This is a genomic window from Nocardia sp. CA-290969 (genome assembly GCF_050936135.1).
Lineage (GTDB): Bacteria > Actinomycetota > Actinomycetes > Mycobacteriales > Mycobacteriaceae > Nocardia.
Genome location: NZ_JBNJNJ010000001.1, coordinates 2,159,830 through 2,186,259, shown reverse-complemented (window position 1 = coordinate 2,186,259; position 26,430 = coordinate 2,159,830). Strand labels below are relative to the sequence as shown.

The 26,430-nt window shown below is 70.0% G+C and carries 27 protein-coding genes; 18 read left to right on the top strand and 9 right to left on the bottom strand.

The features are described from left to right. The first annotated feature begins 141 nt into the window (after positions 1-141). Both ACQEVO_RS10200 and ACQEVO_RS10195 read left to right on the top strand, forming a co-directional pair. Positions 142-1,938 (top strand): acyl-CoA dehydrogenase, encoded by a 1,797-nt coding sequence (locus ACQEVO_RS10200; RefSeq protein ID WP_432911406.1) that lies wholly within the window; start codon positions 142-144, stop codon positions 1,936-1,938. 63 nt (positions 1,939-2,001) lie between these two features. Then, positions 2,002-2,520, top strand: coding sequence for a DinB family protein (locus ACQEVO_RS10195; RefSeq protein ID WP_432911404.1), 519 nt, complete (start codon positions 2,002-2,004; stop codon positions 2,518-2,520). A gap of 60 nt (positions 2,521-2,580) precedes the next feature. On the opposite strand, the gene ACQEVO_RS10190 is transcribed toward ACQEVO_RS10195, so the two are convergent. Beyond that, positions 2,581-4,254, bottom strand: a complete 1,674-nt coding sequence (locus ACQEVO_RS10190; protein WP_432922528.1) for a 2-isopropylmalate synthase — start codon at positions 4,252-4,254, stop codon at positions 2,581-2,583. Between the two features lie 270 nt (positions 4,255-4,524). Here ACQEVO_RS10190 and ACQEVO_RS10185 point away from each other — a divergent pair, with 270 nt between their 5' ends. The 4 genes from ACQEVO_RS10185 (at position 4,525) to ACQEVO_RS10170 (ending at position 7,397) form a co-directional block, all read left to right on the top strand. Then, positions 4,525-5,196, top strand: coding sequence for a FadR/GntR family transcriptional regulator (locus ACQEVO_RS10185; protein ID WP_432911402.1), 672 nt, complete (start codon positions 4,525-4,527; stop codon positions 5,194-5,196). 161 nt (positions 5,197-5,357) lie between these two features. Then, complete coding sequence (locus tag ACQEVO_RS10180; protein WP_432922525.1) at positions 5,358-6,143, top strand: ABC transporter ATP-binding protein; 786 nt, start codon at positions 5,358-5,360, stop codon at positions 6,141-6,143. Between the two features lie 74 nt (positions 6,144-6,217). Next, positions 6,218-6,823 carry a QsdR family transcriptional regulator gene (locus ACQEVO_RS10175; protein WP_432911399.1) on the top strand — a complete coding sequence of 202 codons (606 nt, stop codon included), beginning with the start codon at positions 6,218-6,220 and terminating at the stop codon, positions 6,821-6,823. Positions 6,824-6,827: 4 nt separating this feature from the next. Next, positions 6,828-7,397 (top strand): nucleotidyltransferase family protein, encoded by a 570-nt coding sequence (locus ACQEVO_RS10170; protein ID WP_432911396.1) that lies wholly within the window; start codon positions 6,828-6,830, stop codon positions 7,395-7,397. Here ACQEVO_RS10170 and ACQEVO_RS10165 read toward each other — a convergent pair. Beyond that, positions 7,328-8,500, bottom strand: a complete 1,173-nt coding sequence (locus ACQEVO_RS10165; RefSeq protein ID WP_432911395.1) for an XdhC family protein — start codon at positions 8,498-8,500, stop codon at positions 7,328-7,330. The two genes, ACQEVO_RS10170 and ACQEVO_RS10165, sit on opposite strands and share 70 nt — an antisense overlap. Positions 8,501-8,833: 333 nt before the next feature. On the opposite strand from ACQEVO_RS10165, the gene ACQEVO_RS10160 reads away from it, so the two are divergent. The 6 genes from ACQEVO_RS10160 (at position 8,834) to ACQEVO_RS10135 (ending at position 14,417) form a co-directional block, all read left to right on the top strand. Then, on the top strand, positions 8,834-11,179 hold the full coding sequence (locus ACQEVO_RS10160; RefSeq protein WP_432911392.1) for a xanthine dehydrogenase family protein molybdopterin-binding subunit: 2,346 nt from the start codon (positions 8,834-8,836) through the stop codon (positions 11,177-11,179). Next, positions 11,176-12,051, top strand: coding sequence for an FAD binding domain-containing protein (locus ACQEVO_RS10155; RefSeq protein WP_432911390.1), 876 nt, complete (start codon positions 11,176-11,178; stop codon positions 12,049-12,051). Before ACQEVO_RS10160 ends, ACQEVO_RS10155 begins: the two co-directional genes overlap by 4 nt. Then, positions 12,044-12,544, top strand: a complete 501-nt coding sequence (locus ACQEVO_RS10150) for a (2Fe-2S)-binding protein (protein WP_432911388.1) — start codon at positions 12,044-12,046, stop codon at positions 12,542-12,544. The genes ACQEVO_RS10155 and ACQEVO_RS10150 overlap by 8 nt, the downstream gene beginning before the upstream one ends. Before the next feature lie 26 nt (positions 12,545-12,570). Beyond that, positions 12,571-13,272, top strand: coding sequence for an SRPBCC family protein (locus ACQEVO_RS10145; RefSeq protein ID WP_432911386.1), 702 nt, complete (start codon positions 12,571-12,573; stop codon positions 13,270-13,272). Positions 13,273-13,530: 258 nt separating this feature from the next. Next, a complete protein-coding gene (locus tag ACQEVO_RS10140; protein WP_432911383.1) occupies positions 13,531-13,854 on the top strand; it encodes a DMT family transporter in 324 nt (107 codons plus the stop codon). Continuing rightward, a complete protein-coding gene (locus tag ACQEVO_RS10135) occupies positions 13,851-14,417 on the top strand; it encodes a TetR/AcrR family transcriptional regulator (RefSeq protein ID WP_432911380.1) in 567 nt (188 codons plus the stop codon). Before ACQEVO_RS10140 ends, ACQEVO_RS10135 begins: the two co-directional genes overlap by 4 nt. A gap of 224 nt (positions 14,418-14,641) precedes the next feature. Here the strand turns inward: ACQEVO_RS10135 and ACQEVO_RS10130 are convergent, their stop codons facing one another. From ACQEVO_RS10130 to ACQEVO_RS10120, 3 genes are all read right to left on the bottom strand, one after another. Continuing rightward, a complete protein-coding gene (locus ACQEVO_RS10130) occupies positions 14,642-15,259 on the bottom strand; it encodes a DUF305 domain-containing protein (RefSeq protein WP_432911377.1) in 618 nt (205 codons plus the stop codon). A gap of 81 nt (positions 15,260-15,340) precedes the next feature. Then, positions 15,341-15,784, bottom strand: a complete 444-nt coding sequence (locus ACQEVO_RS10125) for a hypothetical protein (protein WP_432911374.1) — start codon at positions 15,782-15,784, stop codon at positions 15,341-15,343. A 254-nt stretch (positions 15,785-16,038) separates the two neighbouring features. After that, complete coding sequence (locus tag ACQEVO_RS10120; protein WP_432911371.1) at positions 16,039-16,353, bottom strand: hypothetical protein; 315 nt, start codon at positions 16,351-16,353, stop codon at positions 16,039-16,041. Positions 16,354-16,736: 383 nt separating this feature from the next. Between ACQEVO_RS10120 and ACQEVO_RS10115 the strand changes: the two genes are divergently transcribed. Next, positions 16,737-17,582 carry a hypothetical protein gene (locus tag ACQEVO_RS10115; RefSeq protein WP_432911369.1) on the top strand — a complete coding sequence of 282 codons (846 nt, stop codon included), beginning with the start codon at positions 16,737-16,739 and terminating at the stop codon, positions 17,580-17,582. A 28-nt stretch (positions 17,583-17,610) separates the two neighbouring features. On the opposite strand, the gene ACQEVO_RS10110 is transcribed toward ACQEVO_RS10115, so the two are convergent. From ACQEVO_RS10110 to ACQEVO_RS10100, 3 genes are all read right to left on the bottom strand, one after another. Beyond that, on the bottom strand, positions 17,611-17,859 hold the full coding sequence (locus ACQEVO_RS10110) for an acyl carrier protein (RefSeq protein ID WP_432911367.1): 249 nt from the start codon (positions 17,857-17,859) through the stop codon (positions 17,611-17,613). 157 nt (positions 17,860-18,016) lie between these two features. Then, positions 18,017-19,105, bottom strand: a complete 1,089-nt coding sequence (locus ACQEVO_RS10105; protein ID WP_432911364.1) for an NAD(P)-dependent alcohol dehydrogenase — start codon at positions 19,103-19,105, stop codon at positions 18,017-18,019. Between the two features lie 2 nt (positions 19,106-19,107). Next, positions 19,108-19,575, bottom strand: a complete 468-nt coding sequence (locus ACQEVO_RS10100) for a DUF4334 domain-containing protein (RefSeq protein WP_432911361.1) — start codon at positions 19,573-19,575, stop codon at positions 19,108-19,110. An 88-nt stretch (positions 19,576-19,663) separates the two neighbouring features. Between ACQEVO_RS10100 and ACQEVO_RS10095 the strand changes: the two genes are divergently transcribed. Continuing rightward, complete coding sequence (locus tag ACQEVO_RS10095) at positions 19,664-20,230, top strand: TetR family transcriptional regulator (RefSeq protein ID WP_432911358.1); 567 nt, start codon at positions 19,664-19,666, stop codon at positions 20,228-20,230. Positions 20,231-20,352: 122 nt separating this feature from the next. Here the strand turns inward: ACQEVO_RS10095 and ACQEVO_RS10090 are convergent, their stop codons facing one another. Continuing rightward, positions 20,353-21,003 carry a TetR/AcrR family transcriptional regulator gene (locus ACQEVO_RS10090; RefSeq protein WP_432911355.1) on the bottom strand — a complete coding sequence of 217 codons (651 nt, stop codon included), beginning with the start codon at positions 21,001-21,003 and terminating at the stop codon, positions 20,353-20,355. Positions 21,004-21,272: 269 nt separating this feature from the next. Here ACQEVO_RS10090 and ACQEVO_RS10085 point away from each other — a divergent pair, with 269 nt between their 5' ends. The 4 genes from ACQEVO_RS10085 to ACQEVO_RS10070 all read left to right on the top strand — a co-directional run bounded on the left by ACQEVO_RS10085 (position 21,273) and on the right by ACQEVO_RS10070 (position 26,415). Beyond that, a complete protein-coding gene (locus tag ACQEVO_RS10085) occupies positions 21,273-22,634 on the top strand; it encodes an NAD(P)/FAD-dependent oxidoreductase (RefSeq protein ID WP_432911353.1) in 1,362 nt (453 codons plus the stop codon). Between the two features lie 13 nt (positions 22,635-22,647). Continuing rightward, a complete protein-coding gene (locus tag ACQEVO_RS10080) occupies positions 22,648-24,441 on the top strand; it encodes a hydroxysqualene dehydroxylase (protein ID WP_432911350.1) in 1,794 nt (597 codons plus the stop codon). 180 nt (positions 24,442-24,621) lie between these two features. Then, positions 24,622-25,173 (top strand): hypothetical protein, encoded by a 552-nt coding sequence (locus tag ACQEVO_RS10075; RefSeq protein WP_432911347.1) that lies wholly within the window; start codon positions 24,622-24,624, stop codon positions 25,171-25,173. 258 nt (positions 25,174-25,431) lie between these two features. Further along, positions 25,432-26,415, top strand: a complete 984-nt coding sequence (locus tag ACQEVO_RS10070) for a hypothetical protein (RefSeq protein WP_432911345.1) — start codon at positions 25,432-25,434, stop codon at positions 26,413-26,415. The last annotated feature ends 15 nt before the right edge of the window (positions 26,416-26,430 follow it).

Sequence of the window (26,430 nt, the reverse complement as noted above, 5' to 3'; positions counted from 1 at the left end):
CGCGGGGCCGGAGGGTGGCCGCCCGCGCGATATCCACGCCCCCGGGGGCCGCGAACAGTACGCTCGGGCAGCGCGGCCGCAGTGGCGGCCCGGGTGCCGTTATTTGATACTCTGACGGCAACTTGTACCGAAAGGGTGGTTATGCGGTCTACTCTGCTGTCCCGGCGCGACCTCGAGTTCCTGCTCTACGAATGGCTCGATGTCGAAGACCTGACCCGGCGACCGCGCTTCTCCGACCATTCGCGCCAGACGTTCGACGCCGTCCTCGAGCTGAGCGAGCAGCTGGCCACCAAATACTTCGCCACCCACAACAAACTCAACGACACCCGCGAACCCACCTTCGACGGGGATACGGTCACCATCATCCCGGAGGTCCGGGCGGCACTCACCGCCTTCGCCGACGCCGGCATGGTCGGGGCGGCCATGGACGCGGACCTGGGCGGCGCGCAGCTACCCGCCGCGGTGGCGCAGGCCGCCTTCGCCTGGTTCCACGCCGCCAACCCCGGCACCAGCGCCTATCCCCTGCTCACCATCGGCAACGCGAATCTGCTCATCGCACACGCCGGCGAGGATCTGGTGCGGCGTTTCGTCCCGCCCATGCTGGAGGGCCGGTTCTTCGGCACCATGTGTCTGTCCGAGCCGCAGGCCGGCTCCTCGCTCGCCGATATCGTCACCCGTGCCGAACCCCAGGCGGACGGCACCTACCGGGTGTCCGGCACCAAGATGTGGATTTCCGGCGGCGATCACGAACTCGGTGAGAACATCGTGCATCTGGTGCTGGCCAAGATTCCCGGCGGCCCGGCGGGCACCAAGGGGATCTCGCTGTTCGTGGTGCCGCGGTTCCTCGTGAACGAGGACGGAACACTCGGGGAACGCAACGATGTGGCGCTGGCCGGGATCAACCACAAGATGGGTTTCCGCGGCACCGTCAACACGGTCCTGAACTTCGGCGAAGGGAAATGGACACCGCAGGGGTCCGCGGGTGCGATCGGGTATCTGGTCGGCGAACCGCACCAGGGCCTGAAATACATGTTCCACATGATGAACGAGGCCCGCGCCGGAGTGGGGCTGGTCGCCGCCGCGCTCGGCTACACCGGCTACCTCGAATCACTCGACTACGCCCGCACCCGCCCGCAGGGCCGCACCAAGGGCGCCGCCGATCCGGCGTCCCCGCAGCGCCCGATCATCGAGCACGCCGATGTGAAACGGATGCTGCTGGCGCAGAAGAGTTATGCCGAGGGCGGCCTTGCCCTCGTGCTGTACTGCGCCCGGCTCATCGACGAACAGCACACCGCCGAATCGGACGACGAACGCCGCGCCCGCACCCTGCTGCTGGACATCCTCACCCCGATCGCCAAGAGCTGGCCCTCGCAGTGGTGCCTGACCGCCAACGATCTGGCCATCCAGGTACTCGGCGGCTACGGCTACACCCGCGAATACAACGTCGAACAGCATTACCGTGACAACCGCCTCAACCCGATCCACGAGGGCACCCACGGCATCCAGGGCCTGGACCTGCTGGGCCGCAAGGTCACCCAGCAGGGCGGGGCGAGCCTGCGCGAACTCGACACCCGTATCCGCGCCACCCTGACCAGCGCCAACGAGCTCGGCGGTGACCCCGCCGAGCTCGCCGACCGGCTGGAGAAGACCTGGAACCGCCTGATCGCGGTCACCGGCAGCCTCTTCGCCGCCGGTGATATCGAGGTCGCGCTCGCCAACAGCTCGGTGTACCTGGAGGCTTTCGGCCACCACGTCGTGGCCTGGATCTGGCTGGACCAGGTAGTCGCCGCGCACGGCCGCACGGGCGATTTCTACGACGGCAAACGCCACGCGGCGCGCTACTTCTTCCGGCACGAACTCCCCCGCACGGGACCACAACTCGATCTGCTGGCCGATCTGGACACCACCACCCTCGATATGGCCGAAAGCTGGTTCTGATCATCGCTCGCGCGCCCGGAAAAGGGGTGCCGGGCGAATCCGAGTGCCGCTAAGTTCGGTGTGGTGACCTGGATCGCGCCCGAGATCGACCGGATCGAGACCGTACCCACCGGGCCGGAGCGGCCGATGCTGCAGTCCTGGCTGGACTTCCACCGGCAGACCCTGCTCGCCAAATGCGCCGGGCTCGGTGCCGCGCAGTTGAAACAACGCGCGGTACCACCTTCGGCGCTGTCGTTACACGGCTTGGTGCGCCATATGTCCGAGGTGGAGCGCGGCTGGTTGCGGGGCACGGCGGCCGGGCAGCGGCTCGGCTATCTGTACTGCGCCGAGGCCGACCCGAACGGCGATTTCGACAATGTCGGCACCGCCGACCCCGCCGCCGATTTCGCCGTGTACCGGCAGGAGATCCGGCTGGCAGACGCGGCGGTGGCCGAACTTTCGCTCGACCACCGCTGCCGGCATCCGGCCGGTACCGAGTACAGCCTCCGCTGGGTGTACCTGCACCTCATCGAGGAGTATGCCCGGCACAACGGTCACGCGGACCTGCTGCGTGAAAGAGTCGACGGCCGGACCGGAGACTGACGGCGACGGCCGGGGCGGCCCCGGCCGGTCGTAGTCACCACGGCGGACGAACCCGGAACCTCATCCGTGATCGGCGAGTCCGGCGGCCCGCACCACCGCCGCCACCCGGGCCGCGGAGATCGAATCGGCGCGCGCACACGACCATTCGGTCCGGCCGTGGCGCCGGTACTCCAGATAGGCGATCGCGTGCTCGGCCACCGGGTGCGCAGTCAGGCTCAGTACCTCGATCGTCCGGCCGGCCTGTTCGAGTGCGGACACCACGGCGGAGACCTCGTCGTTGCCCTCATGGGTACTCCCGTGTGCGCAACCCCCGACCACGAGTTCCACCTCGATCACCGGGGATTCCGCCGGACCCGTCACCCGCAGATCCTTCAGCTGCGCATCCGTCGGTTCCGGGGTGTCCAGGTACGCGGCGTCGAACAGGGCGCGCAGCTCCGCGGCGCTCACCTCCGCACCGGAACCGTCGGTATGCCGCTGCACCTGCCGGGCGAAATCGATCTGCAGGCGGCGCGGCAGGTCCAGGCCGTGTTCGGTGTCGAGCAGATAGGCGATCCCGCCCTTGCCCGATTGCGAATTCACCCGGACCACCGCCTCGTAGCCGCGGCCGATATCGGCGGGGTCGATGGGCAGATACGGGACACGCCACTCGATATCGCTTTCCGCGCGGCCGGTGCGTGTGGCCCGCTCGCGATGTTCGGCGAAACCTTTCTTGATCGCGTCCTGGTGGGTCCCGGAGAAAGCGGTGTGCACCAGATCCCCCACGTAGGGATGCCGGGGGTGCACCGGCAGGCGGGTGCAGTATTCGACGGTGCGGCGGATCTCGTCGATATCGGAGAAATCGATCATCGGATCCACGCCCTGGGCATGCAGATTGAGGGCCAGGGTGGCGATATCGACATTGCCGGTGCGTTCGCCGTTGCCGAAGACGCAGCCCTCCACCCGTTGCGCACCGGCCAGCACCGCCAGTTCGGCGCAGGCCACACCGGTACCGCGGTCGTTGTGCGGATGCACCGACAGGATGACGCTGTCGCGGCGGGCCAGGTTGCGGTGCATGTATTCGATCTGGTCGGCGTAGACGTTCGGTGTCGCGATCTCCACCGTGGCCGGCAGATTCAGGGTCACCGGGCGCTGCGGGCTCGCCCGCCACAGTTCGGTGACGCTGTCACAGATCTCGAGGACATAGCCCGGTTCGGTCTGATTGAAGACCTCCGGGGAGAACTGGAACCGCACCCGCGGCAGGTCACCGGCGAGTTCCGCGACCTCCCGCGCGCCGTCCAGGATCAGTTCGCGTACGGCGCGGGCGTCCTTGCCCAGTACGGTGTCGCGCCAGACGGGCGCGGTCGCGGTGTAGAGATGGATCACCACCTCGTTGTCCAGCCCGCGCACCGATTCGACCGTCCGGGCGATCAGATCGCGCCGGGCGGGGGTGAACACGACCAGCGTGACATCCGGCGGTGCGATACCGGTATCGGCCAGGACCCGCACGAAATCGAAATCGGCCTGCGAGGCCGACGGATAGCCGACCTCGATCTCCTTGTACCCCATGGCCACCAGCAGGGTGAAGAACCGGCGCTTACGACCGGGATCCATGGGTTCGGCCAGGGCCTGGTTACCGTCGCGCAGATCCACCGGGACCCACAGCGGGGCCTGCCGGATCCGGGCGCTCGGCCACAGCCTGTCCTGAGCGGGAACGGTTACGCGGTCGAAGATCTCGCGATACCGCGACGACCGCATCTGCGATCGCCGCTGCCGGTACCAGTCCGGCGCGCCGCCGGGAATCGCGCCGGCGGGAGTGTCGATGGTGGGGTATGTCTGCGTGGTGGTCATGGGGAGTCGCCCCGAACCTTCCTGATCGTCCGGCTGTCACGGAAAAACGGTGATCGGCCGACGACGACCCCACGGCGGGGCGGCCGATCGTTCAGGCCCCGCCGTGGCGGCCGAGGAGAAGCTGCTGCGACATATGGCAGACTGTACACGACTCCTCAGACAAGTAGCGAGGCTCGGATGGTTATTCAGGTAAGACGTCACCCATTGGCGGAGCAAGCAGCAGATCTACTGCTGGCGCGGATCCGTGCGGGCGAATGGCCGCTCGGGCATCGGCTGCCCGGCGAGACAACCCTCGCGGCCCAGCTCGGCGTGGGGCGCTCGACACTGCGTGAGGCGATCCGCGTCCTCGCGGGCAAGGGCGTACTCGCCAGCCGGCAGGGCGCCGGGGTCTTCGTGACCGCACTGGACGTCCCCGAGGATTGGGATATCGTGCTGCGTCGCGCCACCATCGCGTCGGTGCTCGAGGCGCGGATCGCCATCGAAGCCGAGGCCGCGGCGCTGGCCGCGCGCCGGCGCACGCCTGCCGACCTCCGGGCAATCCGACGGGCACTGACGGTCCGGGCGGCCGAGGGCCGCACCGTCGCCGATCTGGTCGATACCGATTCGGCGTTCCACCGGGCCGTTATCGTGGCCGCCCACAACGACATCCTGACCCAGCTGTTCGATACTTTCCTCCCCCGTTCGCGGGCCGCGATGATCGATATGCTGCACATCCGCCCGATGGCCGCCCCGGACGAGGACCACGCCGCGCACGAACGCCTCGCCGACGCCATCGCCGCCCGCGATCCCGAAGCCGCGGCCACGCACAGCCGCACCCATCTGCACACCATCAAGGAGGCCTTCGCGTGAGCGCGTCAGGCCCGGAGGCGGCAGCGCAGCGTCACCACGCAGGACCCGCGCACACGCCCAACCAACACAGCGTGAGCGCGTCAGGCCCGGAGGCGGCAGCGCAGCGTCACCACGCAGGACCCGCGCTCACGCCAGACCAGCACAGCAGGACCGCGGTTGTTCTGGAGCTGACCGATGTCACCTTGCGGCGGGACGGCAACCAGATCCTCGACGGCATCTCGTTGACCGTCCGGGCCGGCGAGCACTGGGCGCTGCTGGGCCCGAACGGTGCCGGTAAGAGCACGCTGCTCGGCTTCTGCGGTGCGCTCACCCATCCGACCGCGGGGACGGTCCGGGTGCTCGGTGAACAACTCGGCCGGGTCGAACTGCAGAAGCTGCGGCGGTCGATCGGACATGTGGATCCGCGTCATCCGCTGCGGTCGCCGTTGACGGTGCGCGAGGTCGTGCTCACCGGGCTCACGGGCACGGTCGATCTCCCGATGCGCTGGTCGCCGCCGGCCGTGGATATCGACAGGGCCACCGCGGCACTCGAGGCCGTCGGGATGGCAGCCAAGGTAGAGCGCCGCTGGCCGACCCTGTCCCAGGGCGAACGGGGCCGGGCCCTGATCGCGCGCGCGCTGATCACCGCACCGCGGCTGCTGCTGCTCGACGAACCGACGACGGGGCTGGATGTGGCCGCCCGTGAACAACTGCTGCACACCATCGACAGCCTGGACTCGACACACCCCGGGCTCGCCTCGGTGCTGGTGACCCACCATCTCGAGGAACTGCCGACGAGTACCAGCCATGCGCTGCTGATCGCCGGCGGCCGCACGGTCGCCGCCGGACCGGCCGGCGAAACCATTACCACGGCAACCATTTCGGCGGCCTTCGATCATCCGGTTCTGGTCGACCGGCGGCATGGCCGCTGGTCTGCGCGATCCCCGTTGCCGCAGCCCGTTTCCTGAGTTCTACACTCGGGACCCGGGTGTCGCGGGAATCCCGCTTTAGATACACGGGTGATTGTGTGTATCGTAATGGGGTGACCACAGCCAGCCGCACCTCCCGGCCACCCGGCCGCCCCGCCTCGGCCACCCGCGAAGAAGTCGTCGCCCTGGCCCGGCAGGCATTCCTCGCCGGCGAACGGGTCGACGTCCAGGCCATCGCCGCCCAGCTCAAACTGAGCCGCGCCTCGATCTACCGCTGGTTCGGCTCCCGCGACGGCGTCCTCGGCGCCGTGCTCGCCGGGGAGTTCGAATCGCTCATCGAACGCGCGGACGCCCGCCGCCGCGATGCCGGCGCCCGCCGCATCCTCACGGTGCTCGACCGCGTCAACCGCTGGATGGCCGGCAACGAACCGTTCCGGTGCTATTTCGAGAACGAGCCCCTGGCCGGGCTGCGGATCCTGACCTCCAGCGACGGCCCGGTGCAGCCGCGCATCCTGGTGGCGGTGGAAGGACTCATCGCCCGCGCCGAGGAACAGGACGGCTACGTTCCCCAGCTGGAACGGTCGCTGCTGGCCTACTCGCTGGTGCGCCTCGGCGAAGCATTCCTCTACCACGACAACGTGACCGGCCTGCGCGGCGATGTCGACCGGCTGCACCAGGTGCAGGCCGCGTTGCTGGGTATCGACCTCCCGCAGGAATAGCCGCATGGACACGGCCGGGCACCGGACACCCCCGACGGAGGCCGCGGGAGTGGTCCTCGCCGCCGGCGCCGGGCGGCGTTTCGGCGGGCCGAAGGCCGAGGTGCGGTACCTGGGGGAACGGTTCGTGGACAGGGCGGTCCGGCTGCTGCGCGACGGCGGGTGCGTGCGAGTTGTGGTGGTTTCCGGCGCGGTGCCGTTGCGCGTGGACGGCGCCACCGTGGTGCACAATCCCGGCTGGGCCGGCGGAATGGGTTCCTCCCTGGCGACCGGATTACGCGCGGTGCACGAGGGCGCGGCCGTAGTGGTCCCGGTCGATATGCCCTGGCTCGGCCCCGACGCCGTGCGCCGGCTGCGGCACAGCGGTGCGCGCCTGGCCGTCGCCACCTACGCCGGCCGCCCCGGGCATCCGGTACTTCTCGGTGCGGAGTATTTCCCGGCGGTGACGGAAACCGCTGTCGGCGATATCGGCGCCCGGAAGTTCCTCGCCGCCAATACCGAACTTGTTCAGCACATTCCGTGCGACGGCACCGGCTCGCCCGAGGATGTCGATACGCCGCAGGACCTCATCCGCTGATCACCGGTGCGCGGCGATTCCCCCGGCTCCGCGAAGTCGACGCGCTCCGGTGCGTGAATCGGGCGCGAAGTCGCCGATAACGAGCGCGCGGATCCGCCGTGGCGCTGCGCGACGATTTCCGCGCCGATCGCGACTGCCGTCTCCTCCGGGGTCCGGCCACCCAGTTCGAGGCCGATCGGGGAATGCAGCCGGCCGAGTTCGGCCGCCGTGACGCCGGCTTCACGCAACCGGGCCCGGCGTTCGGCATCGGCACGCCGCGACCCCATCGCACCCACATACGCCACCGGTAGCCGCAAGGCCTCGACCAGCACCGGGATATCGAATTTCGGATCGTGGGTCAGCACGCACAGCACCGTCCGCGCATCCACCTCGGTGGTGCGCAGATAGCGGTGCGGCCAGTCGGTGACCACCTCGTCGGCCTCCGGCAGCCGCAGGCGATCGGCGAAGGCCGGCCGCGCCTCGCAGACCGTGACCCGGTAACCCAGCAGCCGCCCCACCCGGCACAGCGCGCCGGCGAACACGTTGGCGCCGAAGACGATCATCCGCGGCGGCGCGGCGAAGGTGGCGACGAACACCTCCCGGGCCGACGGCCCGCACCCGACCGTATGCACCCCACCGGTCCCCTGCCGCAGCAGGGCGCGCGCCAATGCGATCACCGGTTGAGGGTCGCCGTCGAGGGAGCCGATCACCGCATCCGGGGTCACGGTCACCATCGCACCGGTCCGGAGATCGCGGACCAGAGCCGCGGAACGGGAGGAGTCCAGTGCCGCCTCGAGCACCGGCCGATCGGCCGCGGCCACCCGATGGACGAATATTTCGAGTTCGCCACCACAGGTGAGACCTACGGCGAACGCGTCTGTCTCGCTGTAGCCGAAGGTCTGCCGTACGGGCTCGCCTGTTGCCAGCACCTGCAGGCACAGGTCGTAGACGGCCCCCTCGACGCAGCCGCCGGACAGACTTCCGCGGACTTCGCCCGCGGTGTTCACCGCCATACTCGCGCCGAGCGGCAGCGGCGCGCTGCCCCGTATCTCCACCACCGTCGCCACGGCATATCCGATGCCCGCGGCATGCCACCCCGCCAGGTGCGCGGCCAGCTCGCGCATACTCCACCTCCTCGCCGCAACGGTCCCCGGAAACCCCGGACAACATGCGAGAATACCACTTCCGCAAATCGACATTCTAATTCTTCTGAACCGCATATCCTGTATTGACACCGAGGAGAAGCCGATGCTAAACAAGTGCTCAGCATCGGTGTACCGAACCCGGTCCCGCCGTGCCGCCGACCAGGCCCGCCGGCGGATCCGGGCCGCACCGCAGTTCCGGGCGACCGCACGCCGGTGCCCGCGACATCCCGCGAACGGAGGAACGCACCGGATGGGTCGAATCAGGCTGTCCCCCAGCGCCACACCCCCTGCCCCGACGCGACGGAGCCCACGATGAGCACCACGGAGAAAACGACGGCGGTCGGCGCGCGCGTCCCCCGGATCGAAGACCTGCGCCTGCTCACCGGCGCCGGAACCTTCGTCGACGACATCACCCGGCCCGGTATGGTCCACGGCTGCTTCGTCCGCAGTCCGCTGCCCCGCGCCCGGATCACCGCGATCGACACCAGCGAGGCCGCGGCCCTGGACGGCGTTGTCGCGATCTACACCGCCGCCGATCTCAATCCGCTGGTCACCGAGATCTCCTACGCGCTCGATACCCCCGGCTTTCCCGAAGTACCCCGGCCGCCGCTGGCCGAGGGCGAGGTGCGTTTCGTCGGCGACCCGGTGGTCCTGGTACTCGCGGCCGACCGCTATATCGCCGAGGACGCCGCCGAACTCGTGGTGGTCGACTACGACCCGCTCGATCCCGTCGTCGACTACGAAACGGCCGGTACCGCGGCCGAACTCGTCCACGCCGAGCACGCGGGCAACTCCGCGGGCGGCCTCGCCGGCCGGGCCCCGGCCGACCTCGCCCCCGTCTTCGACGCGGCCCCGCACGTGGTGCGCCAGACGATCCACCAGCAGGCCTACGCCCCGGTACCGCTGGAGACGCGGGGCATCGTCGCGGAATGGACCGCCCCCACCGGCGAGATGACGATCTGGACCTCCACGCAATCACCGCACGAGGTGCGGGGTTTCTGCGCCCGCCTGCTGGGCATCGACGAACACCGGGTCCGGGTGATCGTGCGCGACACCGGTGGCGGGTTCGGGCAGAAGGTGGCACCGCAACGCGAGGAAACCTGCGTCATGCTCGCCGCCCGCACCCTCCGATATGCCGTGAAATGGATCGAGGACCGGCAGGAGAACCTGATGGCCGCCGGTGCGGCCCGCCACGAACACGGCGAGGTCGCCATGGCCTTCGACGACGACGGGCGCATCCTGGCCGCAACCATCGAGCACGTCCAGAACGTCGGCGCCTACCCGGTCCCGTCGCCGCTCACCTCCTCGATCGCGGTCGGGATGCTGTTCCCCGGGCCGTACCGGGTACCGGAGGCCGGATTCAGTACCGCCTCCTACTACTCGAACACGGTGGGCCGGGTCGCCTATCGCGGCCCGTGGCAGTTCGAATCGGTATCGCGCGAGTTGCTGCTCGATACCGCGGCCCGCCGCCTCGGCCTGGACCCGGTGGAGCTGAGACGGCGGAATATGCTCAGCCACAAGGAGATGCCGGTCGCCAACCCGAACGGTATGCCCTACTCCGACGCCTCCCCGCTGGAGACCTTCGAACAGGCACTGCAGATCCTGGACTACGACGCCTTCCGCGCCGAACAGGCCCGGGCCCGCGCCGAAGGCCGGTACCTGGGCGTGGGAACCTGCACCTACGTGGAGCCGACCACCGGCAGCACACCGTTCCTGAGCACCGAGGGCGCCACCATCCGGATCTCGGCGACCGGCAAGGTGAACGTCTACCTGTCCGGCGGGTCGGCCGGTAACAGCCTGGAGACCACGGCCATTCAGCTCACCGCGGACGCGCTGGGTGTGGATATCGCCGATGTCCAGACCATTCAGGGCGATACCGCGGTGGCCCCGCAGGGTGGTGGCACCAACGGCAGCCGGTCCGGTTCCATGGCCGCCGGGGCCATCGCCCAGACCGCGGGACTACTGCGGGAACGGATCGTCGCCATCGCCGCTGCGCAGCTCGGCGCCGCCGTCGAGGATGTGGAGTTCGTCCACGGCCGGGCGGGGGTCGCGGGAACCGATAAATCCCTCTCGCTGGCCGAGATCGCGCATATCGCGTACTACCAGACCGAACTGCTGCCGCCCGGGGTACCGCCCGGCCTCGAAGCCACCGGCCGGCATCGCGCCGATCAGATGATGCTCTGGGCCAATGCCACCCATGTCTGTACCTGCGAGGTCGATATCGACACGGGCCGGGTGACGCTGCTGCGGTTCGTGGTCAGCGAGGACGTGGGGCCGATGATCAACCCGAACGTGGTGGAGGGTCAGATCTACGGCGGCACGGTGCAGGGCATCGGCGGCGCGCTCTACGAGCATCTGGCCTACGACGACGACGGCAACCCGGTCGCCACCACCTTCCTGGACTATCTGATGCCCACCGCGACGGAGGTCCCGGTGATCGAACTCGGCCATATCGAGACCCCGAGTTCCGGGCCCGGCGGGTTCAAAGGTGTGGGTGAGGGCGGCGCGATCGGTGCCACCCCCGCGGTCCTCAACGCCGTCGCCGATGCCTTGGCACCGTTCGGCGTCGAAATCGACCATCTGCCCCTCTCCCCGGCCCGCATCGTGGCCATGATCGACGCGGCCCGCGCGAGCGGGAACACGGAGGTGACAGCATGAAACCCGCGGCCTTCGACTACCACGCCCCCGCCACCGCGGACGAGGCGGTGACACTGCTCGCCGATCTCGGCGACGAAGCCAAGATCATCGCCGGTGGGCAGAGCCTGGTCCCGATGCTGGCGCTGCGGCTCGCCGTCTTCGACCATCTGGTGGATCTGCGCCGGCTCGACGAACTGCGCGGTATCGAGCCCGGTGCCGATTCGGTCCGGATCGGGGCCGGCACCACACACGCCGCGGTGGGCCGATCCGCCGAGGTCCGCCGCGCGGTGCCGCTGCTGCACCGCGCCACCCCGTTGATCGGCCACTTCCAGATCCGCAACCGCGGCACCATCGGCGGCGCCATCGCCCACGCCGACGCCGCCGGCGAATATCCGGTCGTGGCCCTGACACTGGATGCCCGGATGCACACCCTGTCGCCCCGGGGCACGCGCGAAATCGCGGCGGCGGACTACTTCACCGGAATGTGGAGCACCGCCATGGAACCCGACGAACTGCTCACCGGCATCACCTTCCCGGTGTGGCAGGGGCGCACGGGCTTCGCGATCGAGGAATTCGCCCGCCGGGCCGGCGATTTCGCCATGGCCGGCGCGACGGTCGCGGTCCGGCTGGACGCGGACTCCCGGGTCGAACGGGTCGCGGTCGGGTTGTTCGGCCTGGCACCCACCCCGTTGCGGGCAGCCGCCACGGAATCCGAGGTGATCGGCCGGCCGATCACCGAGATCGACCCGGCCGAGATCGGCCGGTCCGCGACCGCGGCACTGAACTCGGTACCCGCCGATATCCACGGATCCGCCGACTACCGGCGCCGGATCGGGGCGGTCATGGTCGCGCGGGCCTGGACCCGTGCGGTAGAGGAGGCGAGCAATGACTGATATCGAGATCTCGGTGGTGGTCAACGGGGTGAAACGCCGCGACCGGATCCCGCCGCGGCGCACCCTGGCCGATTATCTGCGCGAGACCTGCGGTCTCACCGGCACCCACCTCGGCTGCGAGCACGGTGTCTGCGGTGCCTGTTCGGTACTGCTCGACGGTGACGCGGTCCGTGCCTGCCTGGTCTTCGCCGTCCAGGCCGACGGCGCCGAGGTGACCACGGTCGAGGGGCTGGCCGAACCCGACGGCCGGCTCTCCCCGGTGCAACAGGCCTTCCGCGACCACCACGGTCTGCAATGCGGTTTCTGCACACCGGGCTTCGTCGTCTCCGCCACGGCGTTCCTCGCGGAGAACCCCGATCCCGCCGACGACGAGATCCGCGAGGCGCTGTCCGGCAATATCTGCCGGTGCACCGGCTACCAGGGCATCATCCGGGCCGTCCGCGACGCCGCCACCACGATCGCCACCGAAACCCCCGCGACCCCGCAGGCCTGACCGGCCACCGAAGCCAAGGACCGCGCATGAAACTAGAGAACACCTTCCAGATCCCTGTCCCCGCCGACGATGCCTGGCCGGTGCTGCTCGACCTGGAGCGACTCGCGCCCTGCGTGCCGGGGGCCACCCTCACCTCCCGGGACGGTGACGATTTCCACGGCAAGATCAAGGTGAAACTGGGCCCGGTGGGGCTCACCTACAACGGCGTCATCAAGATCCTGTCGCAGGACGCGGACAGCAAGGTCGCGGTACTCGAGGGCGGCGGCCGCGAAACCCGCGGTAACGGCACCGCGAAGGCGGTGATCACCTGCCGCCTCGTCGAATCCGGCGGTATCACCGATGTTTTCGTCGATACCGATCTGGCGATCACCGGAAAACCGGCCCAGTTCGGCCGCGGCGCGCTGGCCGATGTGGCGGGCACGCTGATCGGGACCTTCGCCGACAACCTGGCCGCGGAGATCACCTCCTCGGCGAACGGCGCCGCTGCCGCGTCTCCTGCCGAGACCACGAATGCCGCGACCCCCGCGGCCACCGGTTCCGCGCCCGCCGAGCCCGACACGGCCCCCCGGGCTACCGCGCCGACGCCGATCGCTGCCCGCGCCGGCGCCGAACCCATCGATCTCATGGCGGCCGCGGGACTCTCCGCCAACCGGCAACTCGTCCTCGCACTGGGCGCCGCGGTGCTGGTGATCCTGTTCCTGCTCACCCGGAACCGGCGCACCGAGTAGCGGGTCGGCCGGTCGCCGTACCGCGTCCCGATCCCGGGTCGACCAGGCCTGGCCAACGGGCGTAACCCGGGAGGGCAGGTCGCGGCGAGGTCGAGCTCTACCGGCGCCCGTTACCGGCACGGTGCGCCGTCGCGCCGGAGGGGATCGGACCGACGGCCGCTCCGGACCGAATACTCGCCCGCTCAGGACGGTTCCTACGCCCGGCCACTATGTGTACGTTTGTCCATGGACAAACGTACACATACGGAGGGACCGGTCATGGCACTGGTAATGCTCGGACTGGCGATCGTCGCCGAAATCATCGGGACCAGCCTGCTCAAAGCCACCGAGGGCTTCACCAGGCTCTGGCCGACGGTGGCCTCGCTCACCGCGTACGCCGTGGCCTTCGTACTCCTGGCCCAGGCCATCTCGCGGGGGATGCAGGTCGGTTTCGCCTACGCGGTCTGGTCGGGTCTGGGCACGACCTTGATCGTCATCGTGGGCGCCCTGTTCCTCGGCGAATCGCTGGGTCCCGCCAAGATCGCGGGGGTGGCGCTGGTGGTCGCGGGCGTGGTCACCCTCAATCTGGCGGGCGCGCATTGACCCCGCGGGATCCACACCGGCGCCGGCGCATCCTCGACGCGACCCGGGCCTTGATTCCCCGCTACGGCATCGCGGGGATCACCCACCGCCGGGTGGCGGCGGAGGCCGGGATCCCGGTCGGCTCGACCACCTACTATTTCGCGGACCTGGCCGATCTCACGGAGGCGGCCCTGGCCGAAACCGCCGCGGCCACCCGCGCGGGGCTGGCCGAATGGGCCCGGCAACTGGCCGCCGGGGCCGACCTGCCCGCGACACTCGCCGCGCTCACCGCCGGCTACCTCGACCGGCCGGAACAGATGCTCACCGTCAACGAGCTCTACCTCGCCGCAACCCGCCATCCCGAGCTACGTCCACTGGCCCGGGTCTGGTTCGACGGACTGGTCGAGATCCTCACCCCGCATACCGGTGCCCCCGCTGCCAGGGCGATCGCCATGTATCTGGACGGGGCACTCTTGCACGCCTTGTCGAGCGATTCTCCGGTGGAGCCGGCCGAACTCATCCGGCCCCTCACCGCCCTGGCCGCTCTCGGCGAACAGAAGCGGGCCGGGCCCGCGGGACGGTAGGACCGGCCATCCCGCCGGGTCGTGAACGACCGCCACCGGCACCGACGAGCACCGGCCCCGGGCAGGAACGAACTATGGCCGCACGATCGGGCGGCGTACCACTGCACGGCGTGACGGCCACTACCGTGTCCCACCCTGGTGCCGGGCACGGAAGTGCGACGCGCAGGTAGCGGCGAAGGTGCGGTGGCCCGGCCGCCCGCGAGGACAGCCGGGCCGGTCGGCGGTCAGTTCTCCAGCATCGCCTGCATCTGCTGGATCTCGGCCTGCTGGGCGTCGATGATCTGCTGGGCCATCGTGCGAGCCTGCGGATCACTGCCCTCGGCGAGTTCGGTACGCGCCATCTGTACCGCTCCTTCGTGGTGGGCGATCATCATCGTCAACCACAGCCGGTCGAACTCCGCACCGCGGGCCGCCTCGAGTTCGGCCATGTCCTCGGCGGTCATCATGCCGGGCATACTGCCGTGATCCATGCCCGAATGGCCGGTGTCCTCGGGTACCGGAGCTCCCCACGCCTGCAACCACCCCGTCATGGCGGTGATCTCGGGGTCCTGCGCCTGCTGGATACGGGCGGCCAGATCCACTATGCGGGGGTCGGTCGAATGCGACGGCACCAGCGCCGCCATCTCGACCGCCTGCCGGTGATGCGGGATCATCTCCTGCGCGAAACGGATATCGGCCGCATTGTGCCGGTCGGCCGCCGGTGGGCCCGTGACCGCCGAGGTGGTCACGGGCCCGGTGGCCGGGTGGCTGCCGGATTCCCCGGTGTCGTCACCGCAGGCGGTCAGCACGACGGCGGAGCCGATCAGCGCGAGGATGATCGCAGCCGGCGATTGTCTGTTCATGATTCGGTTCTCCCTGGGTTGGTCGTTGCGACTGGCGGAACAGCGCCGCGACCCGGGCGCACCGGGTCCGGCGGGCGTCCGTCACAGCCGCAACACACCCAGGGCGGCCAAACGCCGAGCGAGCGGCGGCGGTCGCGCGCGGACGACCGGGTCACCGAATATCGCCGCCCGCGGGGCGTACCCGGCCGCACCGCGGGCGACCACGAAGAACACCAGGACGATTCCGGCCAGGGCCATCAGAACCGCGAGGCACAGATGCAGCAGCTCGTGTCCCGCGCCGTGATCGGCCGGACGGTCGTGTGCGGGCTCCGGCGCGATCGCCCTCGGTGAATTGCAGCAATGTGCCCGGTCGGCGGAGGCCTCCACCGGCCCGCCGCTTACGGCATTCACAACAGCCGGAACGCCGTGCTGCGCGTCACCGGGCACGGGCTCGCGGGCGGGGAGGTGATGCATACCCAGCACGGCCACCGCCATCAAGGCAGGCAGCAACCATCGAGCGAGTATTCCCGCGATGCCGGACTGCACGAATTCGAATCTAGCAACCCGCGTTCTGCCCGCGCCGGTACGCCGGTCGCACCGTGATGCCGGGCACGGTGTCCCGGCATCACGTACCGGCTGCCCGACTGCCGTGTCACGGATTCCACGGCCGCCGGTTCGGTGGCGTTCCGGGCCGCGCTCGGGAACTCGGCCGCTGTTTTCGGGGACGCGCGTTCGCCCGGGGACGGCAACCCTCACGTCGCCGTCCCGGTGCGCTACACCTCGGCCGTCGAATCCGGCGGTCAGCCGCCCATGATGGCGTTCATGATCGTTCCCGCGCTGGTGGCCACGGCGCCACCCATCATGGCGCCGGCGATCTGCTTGGGTGCGGTCAGCGAACCGCCGTTCCACTTCTCCCAGGCGAATTTGCCGCCGCCGAACACGATCGAGGTGACGCCGGACAGCAGGACGAACCAGGTGAGGTACCGGGTCATCTGGGTGATCTTGTCGGACAATGGCGGTGCTTCGGGACTGGGATTGCCGACCTGGGCGAGTACCGCGTAGCTGTCGTGCCACGCGGGAAGGCCGTCGTGCAGTGCGGTGAGGATCATGCTCATTGTGGTCGTGCCCCTCTCGGATGCCGGTGTATCCGGTGGCGGACGAATGCCGTTTCCGTAAAGCCGAACCCGACCGGTTATTGAAGCGCAATCGCGGCCGCCGTGGGGAGAGACTCGCCGATTTCCTGTGGTCAGCGCCGAAAATCGCGGCGTGTCATCGATCCGACACGCCCGGCGGGTCGGCGCCGGGCAGCCGACCGGCATCCGGATCCGCCGCCCCGCGCGCCGCGAAGGGGTCCGCGTCACCGATCCGTTACAACACGCCCACGGCTCCGTCACGCCGCCCCGCGCGGCGGTGGATCTGCCCGCGCGACGGGTTAGTTTCGGTGCGCTCCGCTGTTTCCGCACCAACGACAACCGATCTTTCATCCGGGAGGTTTTGCGTGGGATCACGAACAGCACGGCGCATCTCGGTCGCGGCCACCGGTTTCGCCGGACTCGCGGCATCGGCGTTCCTGCTCACCCCGGCGGCGGGCGCGGCTCCGGCGGTGCCGGAGCCGTGGATCGTCCTGCAACTCGGACCCGGCCCGGTCGAACCGGAACCCGGCACGACGGCCGGACCGGAGGCGAACAGCTCCGGTTCCCCGTCCCGGGCCGAATCGGAGGCAACGAGCACGGACAGCAGCACCGGCGGGACGGGAACCGAGAGCAGCACCACGAGCGACAGCAACACCGGCGCGACGGATACCGACAGCGGCACCACGAGCACGGACGCGGGCGAGGACGGCGGGGTCACGGAAAATCGGCAGCCCACCACCGACGGCGACACCGGCGCCACTACCGGTGGCAGTGGTTCGGTGGGCGACGGCAACAACTCGACGCCCAGGGACAGCAGCCCCACGCCGTACGGCAGCGACTCGACCGCCGGCGCCGGCGCGACCACCGGGGACGACGCGACCGGACCGAACTCGGACAGCAACAGCACGGGCCCGGCCACGGACAGCAGCAACGGAAGCGGCGCTGCCGCGGACGGCGGTGACAGCCGGGCCCCTGCCGGCGAGAGCGGCACCGCCACGGAGCACGGCACCGGCACGACCGGGCTCGGCGATACGGAGGGCACGAATCCCGCCACCGGTTATTCCGGTAACGGAACACCGTCCGACAGCGGCGACTCCGCCGACCCCGGCGGGATCACCGGCGAGGACTCCACCGAGGGAAGTGCTGCGAACCCATCCCCCAGCCCTGCCGGGCAGCTGCGTCTGCCCTGGCTGATCGGGCCGAGTTCCTGACCCCGACCCGTAGAGCCGCGGCCCCCGCTCAGGAGGCCGGAGCCACCGGCACCCCCAGCACATCCATCAGTTCGCCGAAGGTCTGCGCGGCAGCCACCTCCCGTTCGGGCAGGGCGACACCGTATTTCTTCTCGACCAGCACGATCATCGAGAGGACGGTCAGCGAATCCAGGCCCAGTTCGGCCGGGGTGGCGTCGGGCGCGATCGTGTCGAATTCCAGATCGCATTGCGTGCGCAGGAATTCGGCGAGGTAGTCGCGTATCGGTGTATCGGACACAGCGGCAGGCCTTTCCCCGGTGTCCGTAACCGGTGGGGTGGACGGTGTTCGACCTGTGCAGGATGACGTGCCCGGGAATCCGCCGGATGTCGGGCGGCCGAACGGTTTCCGTCCGGCCGGTGACCGGCTGCCGAACCGGCGCCACCCGGCCGACGTCTCACCAGGTGAGTACGGGTTTGATCACCGAACCCGCATGCTGCGCGGCGAGTGCGGCCTCGATATCGGTATGAGGGAAGCGGGTTACCAGCCGGTCGACCGGCAGCAGGCCCCGGCGGTGCAGATCGAGCAGATGCGGGATGAAGGTGGCCGGTACCGCGTCGCCCTCGAGGCAGCCGCGGATCGTTTTGCCCTGCAGCACCATATCGCGCACGTCGATCGGCGGTACCCCGGCGCCCAGGCCCACCGCGACCACTGTCGCACCGGTGGTCAGTGCGTCGAAGGCGCCGGCCAGCACGGCGGGGACGCCGGTGGTGTCCAGGGCGTGGGTGGCACCGCCGCCGGTGACCTCCCGGACCGTCCGCACGGTATCCGCACCGGCCGGGTCCAGGACGATATCGGCGCCCAGTTCCGCGGCGAGCGCGCGCCGGGCCGCGGCGGTTTCCACCACGACGGTCCGGACCCCGGGCAGGGTCCGGGCCGCCAGCAGGGCCGCCGAGCCGACCGCTCCCCCGCCGTAGACCGCCAGCCAGGCCCCGCTTTCCGGGCGCAATACGTTGAGTACCGCGCCGGCGCCGGTCTGGAAGCCGCAGCCGAAGGAGGCAGCGACCGCCGGATCCACGGCGGCGTCGACGACAACGGTGTTGTCCGCGGTGGCGAGCGCGTATCCGGCGAAGCTGGACTGTCCGAAGAAGCCGTCGCGCACGGTTTCCCCCGCGACGGTGATCCGCGGAGACTTGTCGGCGCGGCGCCCGAAATGATTCAGGGCCGTCGAATGCCGGCAGTAGGCGGGCCGGCCGGTCGCGCAGTTGGGGCAGGCGCCGCAGTGCCGGAAGGTCAGCACCACATGATCGCCGGGCGACACGGTGGTCACCGCCGCGCCGACAGCCGCCACGACCCCGGCTCCCTCGTGCCCGAGCAGCACCGGCCGGTCGGGTCTGCCCAGCGGCCGGTTCACCAGATCGGTGTGGCAGATGCCCGAGGCGAGGATTCGCACCAGGATCTCGTCGTCGCGGGGGCCGTCGAGATCCACCGTCTCCACGGTGAAGGGTGCGGCGGGGTCGCGGGACAGCAGCGCCGTCGCCCGCATCGCTACGCCCGTTCCAGGAGGAAGTAGAAGTACTCCCCGTTGGCGAGAACCAGTTCCGGGCGGCCGTTCATGATGCCCATCAGCGTGTTGTCGTCGAGCCACTTGAAGTGGTCGAAGACCGCGCGACCGTCGTAGACCATGGTCGCGGTCACCTCGCCGCGGAATTCGATGTTCCACAGCGTGGCCTCGCCCTGGCCGAGTTCCACGTTGGAGAACAGGGTGCCGTCCTCGGCCCGGCAGATCAGCGGTTTGGCGTCGCCGAGGGAGTGGAAGGTTTTGCCGTACCAGCGGCTCTTGGGCAGCGCCCGGCACAGCGGGTGCCCGGTCTGGAAGGCATCACCACGCCATTCGCCGAGGATGTCCTCGGCGCGGGCGGGGCGCAGCCGCGCCCACAGCTCGTCCAGTTCCCCGGCCGCGACGCCCTCGGCCTGTTCCCGCAACTGCTGCCACCGTGGCTTGTCCGCGCTCATATCAGTCCCATCCACCGTTCGGCGAACCATCTGGTTCGGCAACGACCTTAGTTCCGAACCATCTGGTTCGGCAAGCTACGATCTGCCCATGCGTGCGGCAGGCCAGGCGACCCGGGAGCGGATCCTCGCAGCGGCCAAAGCGGAATTTTCCGAGTACGGGATCGCCGGCGCCCGGATCAATCGGATCGCCGCGGCCGCCCAGGCCAGCAAGGACCGCCTCTACGCCTACTTCCCCGGTAAATCCGACCTCTACGCCGCGGTCACCGAACAGTGGACGGCACAGACCACCGCCGAGACGGCCCTGCGCGCCGAGGATCTACCCGGATATGTGGGCCGGTTGTTCGATCATTTCCTCGCCCACCCCGAGAACGCGCGGCTGCAGGCATGGGCGGAACTGGAACCGGCCGACGCGCGCATCGAGCAGGTTCTGCGCCGCACCGTCGATCCGAAGCTGGCCGAGATCCGGCGCGGGCAGCGCGTCGGGACGGTCACCACGGATATGCCCGCACCGACGCTCCTGCGTATGCTCACCGAACTCGCCCGCAGCACCGCCGTGCACGCCGGACAGGGCCCTCCGCAACGAATCGCCGAACAGCGGGCCGCGGTCGTGCTCGCGGCCCGGCGTCTCGTACAGCCGGAGCCGGAGCGCGCATAACGACGAGTGAACCGCGCGAACCCGGGAACAGCCGGCGACGGGATCCGGACGGTCCGCCGACGCCGCTTCGCACGTAACCGTTCACGCCGGAGCGCACGCTGATCTCGGGCGATGTGCTGAGCTCAGGCGGGATCCACCGGGGCGTCGCCGTAGACCACCAGCCAGATCGCGCGGCCCAGCGCCGTCGCCAGCTCGGCGTCGGATATGCCGGTGCGGACGGCGAAGGCCGTGCTGATGGAGCGTTCCACCATCGCGGCCAGCACGAGCGCGGTGGCCGCGGGATCCAGTTCCGGCGCGACCCGCCCCGCGGCCCGATCGGCCTCGAGGCGCACCCGCACCAGATCGACGAAGGTGGCGACCCGGCCCCGCCAGTAGGCGCCGACGTCCCGGTCGTAGGCGGCGAGTTCGCTCAGCGCCAACAGCAGATAGCGGTGGCGGCGGAAGCCTGCGATCATGGCGCTCATGGCCCGGCGCACCCCCGCTTCGCGGTCGGTGTGTTCGGCGTTCCACCAGCGTTCGGCGGCGGCGAACAGATCACTGGTCGCCAATTCCGCCATCCGGATCAGCAATTGGCTCTTGTCCGGGAAGTAACGGTAGAAGGTGGATCGCGCGACCTCCGCGGTGGACGCGATCCGCTGAACCGCGATCTCGGTGAAGGGTGTGCCGTCGGCGAGCAGATCCTCGACCGCGCGCAAGACCCGCTGTTCGAATTCGGCCCGGCGGTCGTCGTCCGGTTTGCGGGCGGGCCGGGGCGCTCGGGTCAGCGACGGCATCCGGGGACCGCCGTATCGCTCGACCACAGTCTCGGGTGTCCGCTCACAAGGTCCATGCGCCCATTGTGCCCCGCGATCCGGCACCTGCCGCGCTCCCCGGTATCCCGTCGATGCGGCGGACGAGCCGATACGGGCTGTCGCCCGGCCCTGCTCCGACCCGCGCGGAAAACTGTGCGGGACAGTGCCGCTCAGGTGGTTGACAATTCGCCCGTGGCACCGGACCATCAATCGGACATAGTGTCCGAGACTCGATGACCGAGGCGGTTCGTATGGTTGGCTCCCCCGCCGCGGCCGAACGAGCGGACGTCGTGGTGGTCGGCGCTCGATGCGCAGGTTCGGCCACCGCGGCCACCCTGGCACGGGCCGGACTGCACGTCGTCGTGCTGGACAGCGCGCGGTTCCCCGCCGATACCCTGTCCACGCACCTGCTCTGGCCGGCCGGTGTCGCCGAACTGTCCCGGCTGGGCGCCCTGGACGCCGTGCGCGAAATCGGCGCCCCGGAGCTCACCCACGCATACGCCGCCGGTGCCGGGTACCTCATCGAGACACCGTTTCCCGAAGTGGACGGCATCGACTACACCCTGTGTGTCCGCCGCACCGGCCTCGACCACGCACTCGTGCGCACCGCCGGCGAGGCGGGGGCCGAAATACGCCAGCGGTGCCGGGTGACCGAACTCGTCTGGGACGGCGAGCGGTGCGCCGGTGTCCGCTACACCGGACCCGACGACCGGACCGTCGAGATCCGGGCCGCACTCGTGGTCGGCGCCGACGGCCGCCGCAGTACGGTGGCCCGGCTGGCCGGGATGGCGACGCCCTACGAATCCGAGCCCAGCGGGCGGGACTGCTATTTCGCGTACTGGCGCGACAGTGCCGCCGAATGGCGGTCGACCGCCGCGCAATGGCGCGAGGGGGCCGATCTCGGGACGGCTTTCCCCTGTGACGACGGCCTGCTGCTCTGCCTGGTCCAGCCGCCCGCGGAACCCGGCAAACTCCGCCCCGGCGACGCCGAACGGCGCTACGCCGCGGCACTGGATCGTATTCCGCCGCTGCGCGAACGACTGCGCGGCGGCGAACAGGTGGGCCGGGTCCGGGCGGCCACCGGTATCACCTCCTACTTCCGGCGTTCGAGCGGGCCGGGCTGGGCACTGCCCGGCGACTCCGGTCATTTCAAGGATCCGGTCACCGCCCAGGGCATTCGCGACGCACTGCACTACGGCCGCCGGCTCGCCGAAGAGGTGGCCCCGGTCCTGCACGATCCACCGCGCCTGGATCGCGCGGTGGCCGAATGGGAGCGGCACCGGGTGGCCGAATGCCGGGAGATCTACCACTGGACCAACCGGCTGGCCCGGGGCACCGCGATGAGTCCGCTCGAGGTCGAGCTCTATCGGGCCGCCACCACCGACCCGGAACTCGCGGCGATCACCACCGCGATCTTTTCCCGCACCAGGCGCCCCGCCGACCTCTACACCCCGGCCCGGATGGCGCGGCTGACGACCGGCGCCCTGTGGCGGCACCGCCGCAACCCGGCCCCGGTCCTGCGCGACCTGGTCCACGAAATCACCACCGGCGCCCGCGAATTCCACACGTCGTGCACCACTCTGCGCGCCGCCCCACCCTCCGCCACCGTGTGACCAGGAGAGCACCATGCCGGATCAGCTGCCGAAGATGTCAGCCCCGATCGACCGCCGCACCGCCCTGCGCGGCGCACTCGCCGGCGCCGCGCTGGTCGCGGCCGGATCGGCGACCGCCGCCGCCGAACCCGCCCGGCACCGCACCCCGGGGCTACGGACGAGCGGTAAGGAGGTGGCGGTCCTCGGCGGCGGGATGGCCGGCTTGTCGGCCGCCCACGAACTCGCCGAACGCGGTTTCCGGGTCACCGTGTACGAACCGTCGTATCTGGGTGGAAAGGCGCGCAGTATGGGCGTTCCCGGCACCGGCACCGGCGGGCGCGCGGACCTGCCCGGCGAGCACGGATTCCGGTTCTTTCCCGGCTGTTATCAGAACATCCCCGACACCATGCGCCGGATCCCGTTCCCCGGTAATCCGAACGGTGTCCTGGACAATCTGATCCGCGTGGAGGGTACGGTCGCCGGTTTCCGCGACCGGCCACCGATCTTCGCGCCGGTGGAGATCGGCGCGCTCGACCAGCTCACCCCGGATCGCCTGCAGAACAGCATCATCAGCGCGTTCGGTTTCATCCCGGAGTTGCCGCCGCACGAACTGGCCTTCTTCGGCAAGCAGATGCTCATGTGGTTCACCTCCAGCACCGAACGCCGGTTCGGGCAGTGGGAGTATCAGACCTGGGAGCAGATCATGCGCGCCGACGGTAAGTCCGCCGCCTACCGCGCGTATCTGGTCAACGCGCTCACCCGGATCACCGTGGCCGCCAAACCACATCTGAGTTCGGCGCGCACCATCGGTACCATCGGCGAGGCGCTGGTACTCGCCGGGACGGGGCTGATCCCGGAATTCTCCGGCGGCGTGGACCGCATCCTGAACCGGCCCACGAACGCGGCGTGGATCGACCCGTGGGTGTCGTATCTGCAATCCCGTGGCGTGCGGTTCGTCATGGGGCAGCGGGCGAGCCGGCTCTCCTACGCGGGCGGCCGGATCGATGCGGTCACGGTCACCGACGGGCAGGGCACGGCGACCTCGGTCGTCGCCGACTACTACATCTGCGCCATGCCGGTCGAGAAGACGGTTCCGCTGCTCGACGACCGGATCCTCGCCGCCGACCCGCAGCTGGCGGGAATGCGGGAACTGCGCACCGACTGGATGGTCGGCATCCAGTACTACCTGCGCCGCCCCACCGAAATCCCGGAAGGTCATATCGCCGCGCTGGGCTCCCCGTGGGCGCTCACCGCACTGCGGCAGGCACCGATGTGGGTCGGCGATTTCGCGAGCCGGTACGGCGACGGATCGGTCCGGGAATGCTTCTCGGTGGATATCTCCGATTGGGATACCCCCGGCATCCTGTATCAGCGTCCGGCCAAACAGTGCACCGCGGTGGAGATCGCGGCCGAGGTGTGGGCGCAGCTGAAATCGTGGCTGAACACCGGAACGGGCTGGCTGCGCGACGAGGATGTGCACTCGTGGCATCTGGACCCGGGCATCAGCTGGTCCGGGGGCAGCACCCACAACGAAACCCCGTTACTGGTCAACACCGTCGGCTCCTACGACCACCGGCCGCACGCGCACTGTGCGATTCCCAATCTCTTCTTCGGCGGCGACCACGTCCGTAGCCATATCGACCTCGCCACCATGGAAGGCGCGAACGAATCGGGCCGCAACGCGGCCAACGCCATCATCGATACCGCCGATGATCCCGCTCCGCACGCGCCGGTGTTCCCGCTGGTCGCGCTGCCCGCGTTCGAGGCCGCCAAGAAAATCGACGCCGACCGGTTCCGGGCCGGGCTTCCGCACATCCTGGATGTCTAGCGGCCGGCCCGCCTTTCGATGTTCCGCCGGCGACCGCTGCGCGGACCCGGCCCGATCGCGCCGATTCACCGGAAAGCATTGTTTGTCGTAAGCGCTTCCTCGAGAATGGCTTTCGAGCCGAGATCCGGCTTCTTGGGGACCGCCGGCGCCTGCGCGCCAGCAGATCAAGTGGGGAACATCATGAGAATCAAGCACATCGCGGCCACCGCGCTGATCTCCATCGGCGCGCTCGGCGCCGCCACGGGCACCGCGCATGCCGATCCGCACGCCGCCGAGGTCGCCGTCCGCGGCGCCGAACAGGGCATCGGATATGTCGTGGCGCCGAACGCATCCGGTACGGCCGTGGTGACCACGCTCGATACCGGCACGTTCCGGCTCACCGCGAACGGCGCCGCGGTCACCGTGGCCGATCCCGCGGGCCGCGTGCTCACCACCCTGCCGCTGGGAGTGTCGGCCGGTGGCACCACCGCACCGTTGGCGGCGGCGGTCTCCGCCGACGGCCGCACGCTCACCGTGACCCCCGATGCCGCGACTCCGGCGGGCCGCCATCTCGCCGAACTGGTCGCCGACCCGGGAACCGAAGCGCGCAAGATGCACAACGCCGGGATCGGTGCGCTGATCGGCGGTGGTATCGGTGCGGTGCTGGGCTTCTTCCTGGGCGGGGTCGGGGCCCTGATCACCATCCCGATCGGGGCCGGGATCGGTGCGCTGATCGGCTATTCCACTCCCTGACACCAGGACTCGGCGGGCGCGCTGTCCACCGGGCAGCGCGCCCGCCGGGCCCGCGTCGGCGATCCGGGTGAGCCGATTCGGTTGCGCCCGAGTCGATATCACCGCTTCCGAACCGGGCGGAGCCCGCTCCGCCGGAGCCGTTTCTGTCGTACCCCCGCAGTAAAATCATGCAGGTAGGACACAGTCGGAAGGGTGAGCGGCGGGCGGTGTTCCGGCCCCGCGAAGGCTCGCCGGCGTATCGGAACCGGGGGTTCTGTGATGAGTGAATTCGGACAACAAGGACTGCTGCCGCCCCGTCAGCACGGGGCGTCGTGGCGCGAATCGGAGTATCGGGCCATCGTGGCGCTGTTGCGCGCCGGTAAGGATCTGGCCGCCATCGCCGAAGAACTCGGCCGCACACCGTCGGCCGTACAGGCCGCACTGCGGAATTTCGTGCCCCCGCACGAGAAGGTCCGGGCGAGCGAGCGCGCCGGCTGGTTGCGCGACCGGCTGGCCGCCGAACCCGGCTGGGATTGGTGGGCGACCGTCGTGGACAACCATCTGCACGGCCCGTCGGCGCTGTGGCTCACCGAACACGAACACATCGCCCGCCGGGCCTGGCGGGAACGCACGCCGATGCCGGTGCTGGCGCAGCGGCTCGGCACCGCCGAAATCGAGGTGGCCGGCTTCTTGCGAGCGCTCGGACTGGCCGAGAACCTGGCCGAGGTCGCCGACCGGCTCGGCGCGACGCCCGGACAGGCGCTGGCCAAGCGGGTGAACGCAGCGCGGGATCAGGAGCTGTCCGGCGGCTGGGTGCTGGTGGTCGACGGTGCGGCCGGTACCGTCCAGCACCGCAGCGCGCCGGTACGGCGGCATGTCTCGGTGCACGAGAGCCGGGCCGCCGCCGAGGCGGGCCGCGACCGCGTCCTGCGCCGGCATCGCCGGAACGCGGGTGCGAGCAGCACACCGGTGTGGTGGACGATCGCGCATCGCGGAGTCGGCGATACCGCCGGCCGCACCTACTGCGGTGTGTACAACCCGCAACTCGCCCGCAGCGGTGTCCGCGCCGACGCACTCGAGATCGGTGACCGTATCCGGATCGCCGGATCGGACGGCAAACCGGTGGAAGCGATCGTCGAATCGCTCGCGCAGCGCGGCGAGGTGGTCGTCGCCGATCTCGGCCCCGTCGGCGGATCGCGGGTACACCAGATGATCGAATTCGACGCCGGCGAACGGGTGGAGGTCCTCGCCGGCGAGGAGTAGCCGCCGCGCCGCCGG

What these genes read in the sequence shown, in the direction of transcription:
- ACQEVO_RS10100 (WP_432911361.1), bottom strand. Translation starts at nt 19,575, where the DNA reads ATGAGCGCGGACAAGCCACGGTGGCAGCAGTTGCGGGAACAGGCCGAG.
- ACQEVO_RS10095 (WP_432911358.1), top strand. Translation starts at nt 19,664, where the DNA reads ATGCGTGCGGCAGGCCAGGCGACCCGGGAGCGGATCCTCGCAGCGGCC.
- ACQEVO_RS10105 (WP_432911364.1), bottom strand. Translation starts at nt 19,105, where the DNA reads ATGCGGGCGACGGCGCTGCTGTCCCGCGACCCCGCCGCACCCTTCACC.
- ACQEVO_RS10090 (WP_432911355.1), bottom strand. Translation starts at nt 21,003, where the DNA reads ATGCCGTCGCTGACCCGAGCGCCCCGGCCCGCCCGCAAACCGGACGAC.
- ACQEVO_RS10185 (WP_432911402.1), top strand. Translation starts at nt 4,525, where the DNA reads ATGGTTATTCAGGTAAGACGTCACCCATTGGCGGAGCAAGCAGCAGAT.
- ACQEVO_RS10145 (WP_432911386.1), top strand. Translation starts at nt 12,571, where the DNA reads ATGAAACTAGAGAACACCTTCCAGATCCCTGTCCCCGCCGACGATGCC.
- ACQEVO_RS10200 (WP_432911406.1), top strand. Translation starts at nt 142, where the DNA reads ATGCGGTCTACTCTGCTGTCCCGGCGCGACCTCGAGTTCCTGCTCTAC.
- ACQEVO_RS10130 (WP_432911377.1), bottom strand. Translation starts at nt 15,259, where the DNA reads ATGAACAGACAATCGCCGGCTGCGATCATCCTCGCGCTGATCGGCTCC.
- ACQEVO_RS10070 (WP_432911345.1), top strand. Translation starts at nt 25,432, where the DNA reads ATGAGTGAATTCGGACAACAAGGACTGCTGCCGCCCCGTCAGCACGGG.
- ACQEVO_RS10120 (WP_432911371.1), bottom strand. Translation starts at nt 16,353, where the DNA reads ATGAGCATGATCCTCACCGCACTGCACGACGGCCTTCCCGCGTGGCAC.
- ACQEVO_RS10160 (WP_432911392.1), top strand. Translation starts at nt 8,834, where the DNA reads ATGAGCACCACGGAGAAAACGACGGCGGTCGGCGCGCGCGTCCCCCGG.
- ACQEVO_RS10075 (WP_432911347.1), top strand. Translation starts at nt 24,622, where the DNA reads ATGAGAATCAAGCACATCGCGGCCACCGCGCTGATCTCCATCGGCGCG.
- ACQEVO_RS10165 (WP_432911395.1), bottom strand. Translation starts at nt 8,500, where the DNA reads ATGCGCGAGCTGGCCGCGCACCTGGCGGGGTGGCATGCCGCGGGCATC.
- ACQEVO_RS10085 (WP_432911353.1), top strand. Translation starts at nt 21,273, where the DNA reads ATGGTTGGCTCCCCCGCCGCGGCCGAACGAGCGGACGTCGTGGTGGTC.
- ACQEVO_RS10155 (WP_432911390.1), top strand. Translation starts at nt 11,176, where the DNA reads ATGAAACCCGCGGCCTTCGACTACCACGCCCCCGCCACCGCGGACGAG.
- ACQEVO_RS10140 (WP_432911383.1), top strand. Translation starts at nt 13,531, where the DNA reads ATGGCACTGGTAATGCTCGGACTGGCGATCGTCGCCGAAATCATCGGG.
- ACQEVO_RS10190 (WP_432922528.1), bottom strand. Translation starts at nt 4,254, where the DNA reads ATGCGGTCGTCGCGGTATCGCGAGATCTTCGACCGCGTAACCGTTCCC.
- ACQEVO_RS10080 (WP_432911350.1), top strand. Translation starts at nt 22,648, where the DNA reads ATGCCGGATCAGCTGCCGAAGATGTCAGCCCCGATCGACCGCCGCACC.
- ACQEVO_RS10170 (WP_432911396.1), top strand. Translation starts at nt 6,828, where the DNA reads ATGGACACGGCCGGGCACCGGACACCCCCGACGGAGGCCGCGGGAGTG.
- ACQEVO_RS10150 (WP_432911388.1), top strand. Translation starts at nt 12,044, where the DNA reads ATGACTGATATCGAGATCTCGGTGGTGGTCAACGGGGTGAAACGCCGC.